Annotated in this window: 12 protein-coding genes; 3 read left to right on the top strand and 9 right to left on the bottom strand. The window is 40.8% G+C overall.

Annotated features, from left to right (window positions below; genetic code table 11):
• Nucleotides 1-42 precede the first annotated feature (42 nt).
• Nucleotides 43-1413: a dihydroorotase gene (locus tag MZHIL_RS01180; protein WP_013897543.1), complete on the bottom strand. Its 1371-nt coding sequence runs from the start codon at nucleotides 1411-1413 to the stop codon at nucleotides 43-45.
• A gap of 119 nt (nucleotides 1414-1532) precedes the next feature.
• Nucleotides 1533-4250 (bottom strand): DNA-directed DNA polymerase, encoded by a 2718-nt coding sequence (locus MZHIL_RS01175; RefSeq protein ID WP_013897542.1) that lies wholly within the window; start codon nucleotides 4248-4250, stop codon nucleotides 1533-1535.
• Between the two features lie 191 nt (nucleotides 4251-4441).
• On the opposite strand from MZHIL_RS01175, the gene MZHIL_RS01170 reads away from it, so the two are divergent.
• A complete protein-coding gene (locus MZHIL_RS01170; protein ID WP_013897541.1) occupies nucleotides 4442-5404 on the top strand; it encodes a DUF4198 domain-containing protein in 963 nt (320 codons plus the stop codon).
• A gap of 31 nt (nucleotides 5405-5435) precedes the next feature.
• On the opposite strand, the gene MZHIL_RS01165 is transcribed toward MZHIL_RS01170, so the two are convergent.
• From MZHIL_RS01165 to MZHIL_RS01155, 3 genes are all read right to left on the bottom strand, one after another.
• Nucleotides 5436-5942 (bottom strand): c-type cytochrome, encoded by a 507-nt coding sequence (locus MZHIL_RS01165; protein ID WP_013897540.1) that lies wholly within the window; start codon nucleotides 5940-5942, stop codon nucleotides 5436-5438.
• Between the two features lie 5 nt (nucleotides 5943-5947).
• Nucleotides 5948-6178, bottom strand: coding sequence for an SHOCT domain-containing protein (locus MZHIL_RS01160; RefSeq protein ID WP_013897539.1), 231 nt, complete (start codon nucleotides 6176-6178; stop codon nucleotides 5948-5950).
• Between the two features lie 125 nt (nucleotides 6179-6303).
• Nucleotides 6304-8736, bottom strand: a complete 2433-nt coding sequence (locus MZHIL_RS01155) for a heavy metal translocating P-type ATPase (RefSeq protein ID WP_013897538.1) — start codon at nucleotides 8734-8736, stop codon at nucleotides 6304-6306.
• A 340-nt stretch (nucleotides 8737-9076) separates the two neighbouring features.
• Between MZHIL_RS01155 and tnpB the strand changes: the two genes are divergently transcribed.
• A complete protein-coding gene (gene tnpB / locus MZHIL_RS01150) occupies nucleotides 9077-10189 on the top strand; it encodes an IS200/IS605 family element RNA-guided endonuclease TnpB (protein ID WP_013897537.1) in 1113 nt (370 codons plus the stop codon).
• A 90-nt stretch (nucleotides 10190-10279) separates the two neighbouring features.
• Here the strand turns inward: tnpB and MZHIL_RS01145 are convergent, their stop codons facing one another.
• A complete protein-coding gene (locus tag MZHIL_RS01145; RefSeq protein ID WP_013897536.1) occupies nucleotides 10280-10858 on the bottom strand; it encodes a hypothetical protein in 579 nt (192 codons plus the stop codon).
• Nucleotides 10859-11015: 157 nt separating this feature from the next.
• Nucleotides 11016-11525 (bottom strand): flavodoxin family protein, encoded by a 510-nt coding sequence (locus MZHIL_RS01140; protein WP_013897535.1) that lies wholly within the window; start codon nucleotides 11523-11525, stop codon nucleotides 11016-11018.
• Nucleotides 11526-11678: 153 nt separating this feature from the next.
• Here MZHIL_RS01140 and MZHIL_RS01135 point away from each other — a divergent pair, with 153 nt between their 5' ends.
• Nucleotides 11679-12002, top strand: a complete 324-nt coding sequence (locus MZHIL_RS01135) for a carboxymuconolactone decarboxylase family protein (protein ID WP_013897534.1) — start codon at nucleotides 11679-11681, stop codon at nucleotides 12000-12002.
• A gap of 78 nt (nucleotides 12003-12080) precedes the next feature.
• Here MZHIL_RS01135 and MZHIL_RS01130 read toward each other — a convergent pair whose 3' ends face one another.
• Complete coding sequence (locus MZHIL_RS01130; protein ID WP_013897533.1) at nucleotides 12081-12686, bottom strand: FKBP-type peptidyl-prolyl cis-trans isomerase; 606 nt, start codon at nucleotides 12684-12686, stop codon at nucleotides 12081-12083.
• A gap of 350 nt (nucleotides 12687-13036) precedes the next feature.
• Entirely contained in the window at nucleotides 13037-13747 is a 711-nt protein-coding gene (locus tag MZHIL_RS01125) for a 4Fe-4S double cluster binding domain-containing protein (protein WP_013897532.1), read from the bottom strand.
• Nucleotides 13748-13754: the final 7 nt, after the last annotated feature.

Raw genomic sequence — 13754 nt, 5'->3', positions numbered from 1 at the left:
CCTTATAAAGCTTTTATGGTTTTATGTTCATAACCTGCTTATTTATGGGGACTCTATGTCCATAGCATAACCTTTACCAGGCAAAAACTTTCCACGTCCCCGTTTGCCGACAATCTCTCCATCCCAGATTATCTCACCCCTGGAAATGGTTATGTCAGGAAAAATAGCATCCATACCTTCATATGGAGTCCATCCTGCTTTACTGTGCAGGTTATCAGCGGATACAGGAACCATTTCACCATGGTTGACTATGATCAGATCAGCATCAAAGCCTTCTGCAAATTTTCCCTTACAATGTCGATCCAGTCCGAAAATGCTTGCAGGGTTGGTACTGGTAACTTCTATCATCCTACCAAGCGGCAAGAGGTTCTTTTTTACAGCTGCCAGCATCAGGGGCATCAGAGTCTCCACACCCGGAACTCCTGAGGGAGCACTTTTTATGTCCACATCCTTTTCGTGTTCAAGATGGGGAGCATGGTCAGATGCTACCATGTCCACAGTACCATCGTTTAATGAATTCAAAAGTATCTTTACACTGGAGCGGTCTCTTAGAGGAGGATTCATTTTACCAAATGAACCAAGACGATCCCAGTCCTTTGTTGAAAGAAAGAGATGATGAGGGGCAACCTCACAGGTAATGTTCATCTCTCCTGATTTTTGGGATATATATTTCTCTCTGCGGATAAGACCCAGACCCTCTCTGGTACTTATATGGCAGAAATGGGCACGCATCAAATGTGCCTGAAGCATCTTGAGGGCCTGTTCCACAGCCACGGCTTCACACATATTGGGCCTTTCCCTTGAATGGGACATTGCAGACATATCATCCTTTAACAGTTTCTGGTTCTTCAGTCTCATTGATTCATTTTCTGCATGAATACAGGCAACAGCACCAAGATCATGTATTATCTCCAGGGCATGGTTTAATGTATCACTACCAATATTTAATTCCCCTGTAGATTCGGCCATAAATATTTCACCAAAAGCAGTAACTCCAAGCTCCCATAGTTCAGATAGTTTTTCCGTGTTCTTGCATACCCCACCATTGATCCCAAAATCCACAATACACTTTCTGCGGGCGATCCTCAGCTTGCTATTGAACGATTTTCGATCAATGGTTGCAGGGACAGTATTTGGGTGATCTATCACAGTTGTAATGCCTCCTGCTGCAGCAGAACAGGAGCCTGTGAACCAATCTTCCTTATATGTCAATCCAGGTTCTCTGAAATGTACATGGGCATCAATACCCGAAGGAATTGTCAGTCCACCTTTTGCATCGATCACCCGATCAACATTAGACAGACGGATATCCTTTCCAATTTTTTTAATTTTTCCATCCTCTATAACTATCTCACCTGGCTGGAGATAATTTTTATAGAATACCTTTGTGTTTTTGATGAGTATATCCGGCATACTAAACAGATAATACGATCTACCTACATATTTTTATTGGAGCTACAGAAAATAGTCCAGTTCTTTGCAGAGAAAAGAATAAAATTATCCGCCAGCCAGAATTTAATGACAAAAAGTAATCAGAAATCGAACAGGGAACTCTGAGATTTGCGATTACCTGAATCATGATCTTCAGCTGTTCCTTTTTTTCTCCTCTGCAGTTGATCTGATAATTTTTTTTCAGAGGACGGTGAGAATTCAAAGAGTCCTTTTTGTTTAGAATCATAATCCAGTGCCGCTTCATCAACACCAAACGCACTAAGTATCCGGCTAACAGGAGGTAATATCTGCTTCTTTATATAATAATCAACATCCAGAGAAATATTATTCTGACGTACGTAATCCGGATCTTCCGCTCTATTTACAAAAAGATCTTTTCCAGCAACTATCACAAAAGGTATCCTCTCACCTATCGAAGGTGCAGCACCCGTCCTTTTCTTCATTTTTTCAATTACAGTCAGATGAGGCTGTTTGTTCTTGTAGCTGCCCATGCTCTTTGAGTACATGCGTGTCAGAACCAGATCATCAATTATTTCTGGATCATTGGCAACATCGATATTTCTAACCCGATCAACAACTCCACGGACATATTCCATTGCTTTTTCAACATCACCTTCCTTGAGGATCAGCTCAAGTACTGAATTGAGAGTCCTGGATGTAAGCTCACACCAGTCACGTCTGACAGTTTCCATGCCCTTGACCTTTATGCTTTCGGACCATTCTGTACCCGAACGTTCAAACATCCATAGTGCATACCTCTTCTTGGCAATAAAAAGCGCCCTCTCTGCAATAGATTCAAATTCCAGTTCCATGGGATCAGGAAGAGAATGGGATACGATACCTGCAATCCTGTTTCCTACAAGTTCAACATCTTCAAGTTCAAGGTTGGTTTCAGAGCTGCATTGCACAAAAACACTATCTGTATCCCCATACACAACAGAAAGCTTCACAATCACATCATCAGTATCTTTGGAAGTGACCTCTTCCTTAAGGTAGGCTTTTCCCTCTCTTAATATGACAGTCTCAATCTCTTTCTCTACCACACTGCGGGTTTTTAAAATATTTTCTCTGCCAAAACTGGTAACTGCATTGGCAAGCGCCAGACTGTATAATCTTGCCCTTGTATAACCAGAATAACCATAAAAACTATTCAGGAGTATTTTTAGTGCCAGCTGGGTTGCATCATAGACCCTGTACTCATCTTCAGTCTTTGCCCCCTTCATGAGACCCTTGGTCTCTGTACGTCTGTTTAACAGATTTTCCAGAATGGATGGCACAATACCACGAAATACCTCTGCACTTACAAATTCACCACCCGAAGGTGGTTTTATTATATTTCCATCTGGCCTTTCTATGTCAATAACAGTTGTGTAGCAGAGATTGTGAGCCATCATTATAGTGGGATAAAGTGATTTATAGTCCAGTATAACAACTTTTTCCAGCAGTCCCTTCTTCGGCTCCAGAACCTCTCCACCCTTTAGACCTTCACTTTCCCTGTTCCTGCTGGAAACTATATTTTCATCCGGTCTTGGAGGAAGTACATAGTCGTGTTTCCTGAACTCACGCAGAAGAAGGTTTTCCACCATTGAGGTCTGCCCTCCTTCCAGAATCTCCTGGGGCAGTGATCCACTGATCTGTGCCAGAGCCACAAATTTATCAAGTAATCTGAGTTTAAGAAGCAGTTCCATTGCAAGTTCCGAGTCCCTGCGAGCATAATCAATGAACTTGCGAATCTTTTCTCCGCTATCCAGCCAGTACTCTTCCATCTGCTGTGGTGAAACGTCCAGCTTTTCCATATCCAGAAGTTCTCTGGAAACGGTCTGGAGATTATACCTCTTAAGACTGAATTGCTGGCGTATTATTGGGAGGGAATCTGCCACAATCCTTCCTGTGATTGAGACCATTGACCTGATACCAATCTTGCGATAATCCAGAGGCCTGCCATCCCTTCCACACGCTGAATTGATTGTGATCCCGGAAGACTGGAGTGTTTTTATCCTGTCCACAATGTAGGGAATATCAAAATCGTTGATATTGTAGCCTGTGACCACATCAGGATCGTATTCACGAAATATCTCAAAAAAACGATTCAATAGAGCAGGTTCATCTCCAAGAACCTCAACACCATCACCTGCATCATCCAGACTCCTTCCAAGCAGTACAATAGACTTCATACCCCTGAATTCAGGCTCAAAGGACAGACTTATCATGATCACCGGAGATTGCTCGGGTACAGGCATTCCCCCATTTATGGGCAGACATTCGATATCAAAGGCAAAATGCCTGAGAGGTGCGCTATCTATCCTATCCACCTCTTCTATCCTGGTAGAGGTAACTAACTCATCACAATCCATGGAATGATCAATATCAGAAGAAGTGTCAGCATGTACCCATTTCATGCCGTGGATGCCCTGATCGACCAGATACCTGTTTCGAAAGAGAATATCGGTTTCATATACCTCTTCTATACCCGGAAAACTGACAACATCATCCCTTATTTCAGGAACATTCTGTGGATCATAGGTTACGATCTTCAACATTTTTTTACGTGATTTCTGATATCCAACCGGCTCAAATTTTTCCACAAGTTCTACTCTTTTAATTGAGTTAAAGTTCTGTTCAAGGGCTCTGATGAGTTCATCATGGCTATTTACTGTAGACGGCCTGGCATAGAAATATGGTTCAAATCCAGGTACAAGGCAGCATATGCTTCTGCCATCATCACCCCTTCCAAAAAGACGTATTATAGGCGAGTTGTCCTTTCGTATATAGTCTGCATCCAGTAACTGAAAATTCATTCACTTATGTAGTGTTTAATGTATATCATATATTTTGTGATTGAAATATTCATGTGAATCCCTGAGTAATGTATTGCAGTCTGAAAAGATAGATATTTATACATTTAATACGTTTTTTATAAATCGTAGCACTTAGTAATTATTTGAAGTTTACATGTATTAACTATAGAAAAGAAAACCAAGGCGATTGTATGAAAAATGTATATAAAAAAGGATTAATTTCATTACTGGTACTGCTGATGATCATGCCTCTGGCATGTGCACATAACCTGTATATAGAAACTGATACCAGTCCAGGAATACCTGTCAACACACCACATGAGATTGATGCAAAAATTCTTTTTGGACATCCGGATGATCCTGAATCATTCTACCTTGCAGATATGAGGGATATAATGATCTACACACCGGATGGAACTTCTTACAATCTTGATCCGGAAGCCAGAGACAATTACTGGCTAGTGCAGATTATACTGGAGCAGCCTGGAGACTACATTCTGGTTGCAGAAAGACAGCCTTCAGTCTACAATCCAAAATCACACGGTGGACCTGACGAACCAAGATTAACAGTTGAACATGCAAAGACAGTAATTAATGCAGGCACACAGGAAAACTGGTATCTAACACCAGATATTGAATTTGATGTGGTACCTCTGGTAAATCCCTATAATCTAAGATCAGGAGATACCTTCAAGGCTCAGATTCTGTTTAATGGAGAACCAATTGAGGGCACATATATGGCAGCTCCTGCAGATCAGGATATCCACAGCCAGAACCAGGCAGGAAAAACGGATGAAAATGGAATATTCTCAGTTACCATAGACAAACCAGGAATGTGGCAGGTTCAGGGGCAGTTTGCTGTGGAAGAACCCGGGACATGGGAAGGCACACACTATGAATACACGGCATACAGAACCACAATGACCCTGTGGGCAAATCCTTCGCATGATAGCCGGGTCAGTGAACTTGAATACCAGCTAAATGAAGTGCAGGATGCAAACAGCAAGCTCCAGAAGGAAGTAAACCACATATCCTCACATCTTGAATCCGCCAGTCAGGCCAGTTCACAGCCTCTTGCATACGCAGGATTTGGTATTGCACTGATGGCACTTGTGCTGGTAGGATGGATCATGATTTCACAGAAGAGAAAATAAAACATTTTGCTGGATTTTATCCAGCCTTTTTTTAAAGTGTTTTCAGATGTTCTATCAGGTCATCCATGTCCTGATCAGTCATCCTCCATCTGGGCATGAACCAGTCAAGAGGGTTTCCTGCAGGATCAATTCCATCCCTGATAGCTCTTTTTATTGATTCCTCAGTATATGGAAGATGATCGTCATGTACCTGAGTAAGAGTCTGGTAGGTAATATCTGGTGCTGTGACAAAGCCCCTCATCATCACTGTACCTCCCCGGGCATCCACTCCATGACAGCTTACACAGCTTCCACCATGTACATAGAGCCATTGGGGCCCACCTGTAAACTCAATTCTCTTACCAGTCTCATTCAGGCCTGTAAAATATATTCTCTCACCATTGGATTCAAAATCATTCGGTATGTATCCGTCTGGAAGATATGGCTCTCCCTGGTATCTCGGGTAATCTGAATAAATAGTGGATGAAATAAAGATCAGTCCTGCCGCTCCAGCAATGATCAGTACTGCAGCCACAGGTAATAACCATGAACTTTTCATACTGCTCACTCCAGATTCTTTTTGATCTCCTCAAACTCTTCCCTGGTTATCTCACCCCTAGCGTATCTTCTTCTGGCAATCTCAATTGGAGAAAAATCTTCCTTTCCAGTATTTCTGCTTCTGTCAACCAGCCATACAATAAGCAGTACAGCACCAATGATCAGCAGTATCCAGAAAAGCATCCATAACACCATATACCCTGGACCTACTCCGTAAAACTCCATCATCCTATACATTTATTAATGCCCCCTAAAATACAAACGCGATTCTGATACAAAATAAAATATCAATCTAGTATGTAATTTAATATACTCTCCGGCACTTAATAAGATTACTGGAAAATATGGACCTGAAAGATCCCTCAATCCAGGTCAATATCCGTTCGTTTGAGCCTGAGCGAGTTGAGTACAACAGTCAGTGAACTGATTGCCATTGCAGCTGCTCCGATCATTGGATGCAGCAATCCCAGAAATGCTGCGGGTATGGCCACTGCATTGTATATCCAGGCCCAGAAATAGTTTTCCTTGATCTTTCTAAATGTTGACCTTGATAATTTAATAGCAGAAACAACAGATTTCAGATCCCCTCTTACAAGCGTGATATCAGCAGATTCTATTGCTATATCTGTACCTGTACCAATGGCAATGCCAACATTAGCCTGCTTGAGTGCAGGAGCATCGTTTATCCCGTCACCAACCATTGCCACCATACCATATTCAGACTGCAGTTTTTTGATTTCATCCACCTTTCCGCCTGGCAGCACATCAGAAATAACATGACTTATGCCAACCATTTCTGCAACCGCCTCTGCAGTTTTCCGGTTATCCCCTGTGATCATCGCTGTTTTTATACCTATATTTTCAATTGCTTTTATTGCATGAACAGAATCTTCTTTCAGAGTATCTGCAATTGCAAGGATACCGATAACTTTCCCATCCATTACCACCAGTACAACAGTTCTGGCAGCCTGTTCAAGTTCATCCATCCTATCTGCAAACTCCTGGTAATCGACATTGAACATGGAGAGGATTTTGCGATTCCCCACAATAATCTCATGATCCCCGATATGACCCTTTACACCCTTGCCGGTTATGGATTCAAAATCCTGCACTTCCTTGCGGCTAACTCCGGATTCCTCTGCTTTTTGCATTATAGCAGATGCCAGAGGGTGTTCAGATACGGATTCCAGACTTGCTGCATACAATAGCACCTCCTCACTTGAGGAAGAGTCTGAAGGCAGGACATCAGTTACCTGCGGTCTGCCCTGCGTTATCGTTCCGGTCTTATCAAAAGCAATGACCTTTACATCCTTCATAGTCTGTATTGCCTCTCCACTGCGGATCAGGATCCCTCGCTCTGCTCCTCTACCGCTTCCAACCATGAGGGCTGTAGGGGTTGCCAGGCCAAGGGCACATGGACACGAAATTACAAGTACTGCAGTGGTGGCAAGGATTGCAAGTGTAAAAAGAGGAACATCAGTATTACTCCAGGGAAAACTGAAGTACTCAACAATCGAAATATGGAATTCAGGAAACAGCATCCATGATATCGATGCAGCTACTGCAATAATAATGACAGCAGGTACAAAATATCCGGTTACCTTATCTGCAAACTCCTGGATCGGAACCTTTGAGCCCTGAGCCTGTTCAACCATTGATATGACCTGGGATAGAAAAGTATCCTTTCCAACTTTTGTAACCCTGACACGAAGAGAACCTTGCTGGTTAATCGTTGATCCTATGACCTCATCACCTTCTCCTCTTTCAACCGGCATCGATTCCCCGGTAGCCATGGATTCATCTACAGTGCTGCTCCCGGAAACCACCACACCGTCTGTAGGAATCTTTTCTCCAGGTTTTATCAACATAACATCGCCAATCTTCAGTTCTTTTACAGGAACCTCCTTTTCATCACCATCTTCGATTATGCGGGCATTTTTTGCTTCCATAGCGATCAATTTCTTTATAGCCTGGGATGCCCTGCCCTTTGCTTTAGTCTCAAGATATCTACCTACAAGATGAAGTGCCATGATAGTGGCTGCCATTTCCACGAAAGTGGTTACAGGGAACCAGAACCCGAGCATGCTCAGGAAATAGGGGATCAGAGATCCCATGGTGATCAGAGTATCCATATTGGCAGTTCCGTGCCTTAGTGCTTTCCATGTAGCCCTGTGAGTATCTGCACCAGCTATGAAAACCGAGGGAATTGCAATAATTGCAGTGATAAAAAAGTAGCCAGGTATGGGGACAAAGAACATATGGATTGTCATTAGAACCATAATGACACTGGCAGAAGATGCTGCAATCCACATCTTCCGTGCTGCTTTACTGATCTTAAGCTGCTCAGGATCGGCTTCCTCTTCTTCTTCAAAGCTCATACTGTATTCTATGTCCTCAACCACCCTTTTCATATCATCAGTGGTCAGGGCTGAAGGATCATAGGAAATCGTGGCCTTTGATGCAGCAAAGTTGACATTTGCCTCATGAACTCCAGAAAGAGAGGATAATGCATTTTCAACCCTTTTTGCACATGATGCGCAGGTCATATCATAAATATTTGCAGTGATCACTCTGGTCCTCTGATCTGCAGGAGTTGCACTGTAACCGGTATTTTCAATTGCCCTGATAAGTGATGCTGTATCAGCAATATCCGGATCGTATTCAATAAAAGCCTTCTCTGCCGGAAGACTGACATTTACAGATGATACACCTTCTGTTTTTTTTAGTGCATCCTCAATCCTCTTTGCACATGAGGCACAGGTCATTCCTTCAATCTCTAATACGGTTTCTTTCATCTTTACCAACCATAACAGACTTAAGATACAAAAAATGCATAAATACAGATGTATCTGAAATAAAGTATTTACAGCTTACATTACAGAATATAAAAACACAGTATTTGTAGATTGGTATTTAGCCAGTACATTTATTCAGACAGTTTATTTAGACAGACCAGTATTAAAAATATTTGAATGAAATTTAGAAAATATATTCAAAAAAATTATCAGTGTTGTTTATTTATCTTAATTAGCAGAAGACTCCTTGCGTAAGCTAGGAGATGAATGCGTACTAATGAGAAAGCATCATCTTTTTAACACGAATTATAAATAATGTTAAAGTCATTAGATAAAGTGTATGTTGAAAGCCTATAAATATAGATTGTATCCGAATAAAAATCATGAAGAAATGATTTCACAACATATTGGTGCTAGTAGATTCATCTATAATTGGGCTTTAGAAAATAAGATAAAATCATATGAAGCAGAAGGTAATTCTATATCAAGGTTTGCATTGAACAAAATGATACCTGAATTAAAAATAGAACATGTTTGGTTGAAAAATATTAATTCTCAATCATTACAGGGAGCAACACTTAATCTTGACAATGCATTTACAAAATTTTTCAGGGAAAAGAAAGGTTTTCCTAAGTTCAAATCAAGGAAAAATCCAGTTCAATCCTTTTCTGTTCCTCAACATTACAAAGTGGATTTTGAAAATAATAAAATTAAACTACCTAAGATTGGATGGATAAATGCGAAACTACATCGTAGATATGAAGGTAAAGAGAAAACAGCAACAGTAAGTAGAACATCTACTGGAAAATACTATATTAGTATTCTCATCGATGATGAAAAAGAAAATCCTGTAAATAAATCATTCAATATTGATACAACGGTTGGTGTTGATGTTGGAATCAAAGACTTTGCCATTACTTCAATTGGTGAGAAAATTGATAATCCGAAATATCTTAAAAACTCGATGAAAAGAATGAAAGTTTTGCAGAAAAGACTTTCCAAAAAGAAAAAAGGTTCAGCTAATAGACAAAGGGCAAAAGTAGCAGTAGCAAAACTCTATGAAAAAATTGCCAACCAAAGAAATGATTTTCAACATAAGTTATCCTCTAAGCTCATAAGCGAGAATCAAGCGGTAGCATTGGAAACTTTGAACGTTAGCGGTATGTTGAAAAACCACTGTATTACACAAAGTATAGCAGATGCATCATGGAGTTCTTTCGTAAAAAAACTCGAATATAAAGCCGAATGGTACGGAAAAACCATACTACGTATCGGAAGATTCGAGCCAAGTACAAAAATCTGTAATGTTTGTGGCTACCACAACGGAAAGTTAACACTTACAGATAGAAAATGGCAATGTCCCGATTGTAAAACCAATCACGACAGAGATATTAATGCCGCTATTAATATCAAAAAGTTTGCTTTAGATAAGCAGAACTTAATAGGTATTTAGCACCGTAGGAACTACGGGAAGAGCTTGTGGACTTGTTCTCAAAAGAGAAAAGAATGAAGCAAGAAGCACCATGCGTAAGCGTGGTGTAGTTCACTTCTCAGCCATCTGGCGTCTTATTTTCTTGAGGACATATACCATTGCACGATCGTCTTCTTCAAATATTGCCCATTTTTTCTGTGCAAGATAAAGAAGTTCATCCAGGTGTTCCATAAGTTCCTGATCAGTCATATCCGGACGGATGTTATGCCTATCTTTTACCCAGTCCTCAAATCTCCAGAGACCACCCTCTTCTAACAAGGGCACCTCAAACAATCTGGATCCTATATGATAAAGACAATCCTGTCCTTTCTCATTAAACTCACATGCAATACCATTATCAGTCCAGATCGTCTTCTTATTTTGTTTTGCCTCTTCTATCAGTGGCATGAGGTTTGTCTTAATCCAGCCTTTCAGGAGTACTGCATTAACATTATTAGGCAGGCTGAACCTTGATACAATATTATAGTATTCCCTTGCGGGAATAGCATAGGTATAGTTCATCCGAACCACCCAGATCTTCTCAAGCACCCAGTCTATTTTCAACCATATAGGTACCTGACGCGACAGACGGCCGGGACAGTTTAGTTCAATTAAATCGGTTGGTTTTTCATAATCTATTTCAATCTTCAAAATCTACACCTGACCGGATCTATTATATCCTGGGGATACTACTTCATTTAAATCCTGACATTTAAAAATGATGGTTGGTATAAAATAATTTTGGAACTGGCAATAGAAGAATCCGCTTGCTATGATGGCAAAAATATAAAAAAATAACCTGGAATACTTATTCAGTCCAGGCCTTTTTCTGAGAAATAATATCCTTTGCAAATACACGTGCCTTCTGCAGTTTTGCCTCATCAGGCTGACCTTTTCCTGAAGCACACATGTCTGCAAACGCCTGCATCTGGGGATCACTGGAACTTTTGAGCATGTCCATTATTTTCTGGGAAACCTCACCCTGACAATTAAACGTACCCACAATATTGGCGCCTTTTGCAAGATTCCTTATTGTGGATATCCAGTCAGATACCGGTCCTGCATCCTCGGGAGCTCCGTGTGTCATGAACAGAGCTATATCCTTACCGGCTGTGCTGGTGGTTAAGAATTTCTGCACATCTTCTGGTGCATTGAACTGTACTATAGGAAATCCTATAAAGGTAAGGTCATATTCATCAAGCCCTGTTGCCTCTCCCATATCCATTATCTGTTTATCTTCGTCTATCCCATCGTAGATTGCCTCTGCAACCTTTTTGGTATTCCCGGTCTGAGAAACATAGGTAACTAAAACTTTCATTATTTATTCCTCCCATTTATGCTTACAAAAAACGTTTTTACCCTACAGACATTATATGGTCCTGGTAATATAACTCTTTTTTGGATTTTTGGATGCAGTATCCACCGGGGATTATTTCAGACAGGAAAGCATTGGTATTTACGGAGGAATAGCATGTCTTTTCTTGAAAAAAATATACCTGAAACCGCTGAAGCTTTCAATGAAATGCGTGATTCGATTCTCAAGGACGGTGCACTTGACAGCAGAACAAAAGAACTCATAGCAGTAGCTTCATCTGTTCTTATGCGGTGTGAACACTGTACTGAACTCCATTCAAAAAAAGCACTTTCATACGGAGCAACCAGTGAACAGATCGCAGAAGCCATATCTGTGGCAATGCTGGTAGCAGCAGGATCCCAGATCGGATGGACAGATGTTTATGACAGTATCCTGAACACCAATAAAGAAGATCAAGCAACTGGAACTGGCTGGGGCTGACTCTTAATAATTCAGCTTGTCAATAAATATTAAAAAAGGATTGTGAGGTAATTTAGAAGCCTCACTGCTTATATTTCATTAAAGATTCAGATCAGGAGTTACATCCACATCTTCAGCACTTCCGTCACCTTTCTCAATTGAAACAACTGTGACATCAAATACCAGTGTCTTTCCAGCCATTGGATGATTGGTATCCAGTTTCACATGAGTTTCATTCACATCATTTACAGGCAATTGGCCCATCTGAGTCATGAGAACATCTCCAGGCTGGGGTAGTTCATCAGAGCCAGTCATTTCCTGATATTCTTCAATTGTAATGGGTACTATCATATCTTCTCGATATGGACCATAGGCCTCTTCCGGCTCGAGTGTAATGGTTTTTTCCTCACCCTCGGTCATGCCGATTAGACCTGTGCTTATACCTTCAATTATATTAGGAGACCCGACCTCAAATGTCATTGGTTCATACTGCCTTTGAGGATTATGTATCTCATTCTCAATGGCTACATCCTCAATGGATGTATCAAAAACAGTACCATTTTCATACATACCTATATAATCAAAAGATACGGTATCACCTCTTTCAACTGTCGCTTCTCCGGGATCAATTCCCACATCTGCACATCCACTCAGGAGTACAGCACCTATCAGTGCAACCAGCACTATCACTACTTTACTATTCATGGTCGCACTTAATGTGGAGAGTTGCAATAAATTTTGTGGTAACCTCTAAAAGGTCTGAAGTTATATTTACCAAATTTACATTATCAGGAAAAGCAGTTCATTTCATATCCACATCATGCAGCCTGAAATAATCTTATATGCAGTCACAAATATAATATATAGTGATAATAGCGCTAGCCTGACATTTTTTCCCCCCACCCCCAACAACCCACATGCTAGTGCTATTATCTTTAATCATACAGACTCAAATTTTAGTTAGGGGAACTGTAATCAATCTGTTCAAGTTTTAGAGCAGGAGTCTCCTTTCATATGGGAGGAGTGGTTGACTACCAGGCCTGATTTATTAAAAATTAGCTTTGAGTATACCTAATGGTCCAGGGACATGCTGCAATACATTTACCACACAGAGGATACTCGAACCCGACCTTTTCAGCTGCATCTACACATTCTTTGTAGCAATCATTTACATCAATCAGATCATCACGGTTAAGCGATGTGTTCCACTGGACACCTTTGATGGCACCGGCTGGACAGTTTGTCATACATTCAGTACATTCACCACATTCAGATCTGGTTACAGGAGCACGATCTGTGGGTAGTGGTGCATCTGTCAATACCGTATTCAGTCGTAAAGCTGACCCCAGCTCCTTTGTAACTAGCAGCCCGGATTTGCCAATCCACCCAATACCTGCTCCTGTGGCTGCCCTTTTATGAGAGAATGTCGTTTTGAAAGTTTCAGGATCATAATCAGAAGTACTTGAGGTCAGTGATATTGCATTATATCCTTCATTTATCAAAATATCTTTTAGCTGCACTCCTAACAAGTCGAGTTCAGCATTAGCTCGATAGCATTCATCAATATATTCCCGGGATATACCCTGGGGTAGTTCCTGTATCGAACTTTTGCCTAAAGATGTACCCATAACTATCCCCTTTTTCAATCCAGAGAATGGCAGAGACACCTCTGTATCACCAATATCTGCAAATCCATAAATTATTCTATCTTTACATGCAAGTATCTCATGTACTTGCTGGCAGAGAATGGTTATTTTTGAATTCATGTGAATA

This window comes from Methanosalsum zhilinae DSM 4017, assembly GCF_000217995.1.
GTDB lineage: Archaea > Halobacteriota > Methanosarcinia > Methanosarcinales > Methanosarcinaceae > Methanosalsum > Methanosalsum zhilinae.
The sequence above is the reverse complement of the archived record's forward strand: the minus strand, read 5'-3'. Positions and strand labels throughout refer to the sequence as shown.

Excerpts from the sequence above, each read along its gene's own strand:
- MZHIL_RS01160 (WP_013897539.1), bottom strand. The coding sequence starts at position 6,178 with ATGTATAGGATGATGGAGTTTTACGGAGTAGGTCCAGGGTATATGGTG.
- MZHIL_RS01170 (WP_013897541.1), top strand. The coding sequence starts at position 4,442 with ATGAAAAATGTATATAAAAAAGGATTAATTTCATTACTGGTACTGCTG.
- MZHIL_RS01135 (WP_013897534.1), top strand. The coding sequence starts at position 11,679 with ATGTCTTTTCTTGAAAAAAATATACCTGAAACCGCTGAAGCTTTCAAT.
- tnpB (WP_013897537.1), top strand. The coding sequence starts at position 9,077 with ATGTTGAAAGCCTATAAATATAGATTGTATCCGAATAAAAATCATGAA.
- MZHIL_RS01140 (WP_013897535.1), bottom strand. The coding sequence starts at position 11,525 with ATGAAAGTTTTAGTTACCTATGTTTCTCAGACCGGGAATACCAAAAAG.
- MZHIL_RS01130 (WP_013897533.1), bottom strand. The coding sequence starts at position 12,686 with ATGAATAGTAAAGTAGTGATAGTGCTGGTTGCACTGATAGGTGCTGTA.
- MZHIL_RS01125 (WP_013897532.1), bottom strand. The coding sequence starts at position 13,747 with ATGAATTCAAAAATAACCATTCTCTGCCAGCAAGTACATGAGATACTT.
- MZHIL_RS01165 (WP_013897540.1), bottom strand. The coding sequence starts at position 5,942 with ATGAAAAGTTCATGGTTATTACCTGTGGCTGCAGTACTGATCATTGCT.
- MZHIL_RS01155 (WP_013897538.1), bottom strand. The coding sequence starts at position 8,736 with ATGAAAGAAACCGTATTAGAGATTGAAGGAATGACCTGTGCCTCATGT.
- MZHIL_RS01175 (WP_013897542.1), bottom strand. The coding sequence starts at position 4,250 with ATGAATTTTCAGTTACTGGATGCAGACTATATACGAAAGGACAACTCG.
- MZHIL_RS01180 (WP_013897543.1), bottom strand. The coding sequence starts at position 1,413 with ATGCCGGATATACTCATCAAAAACACAAAGGTATTCTATAAAAATTAT.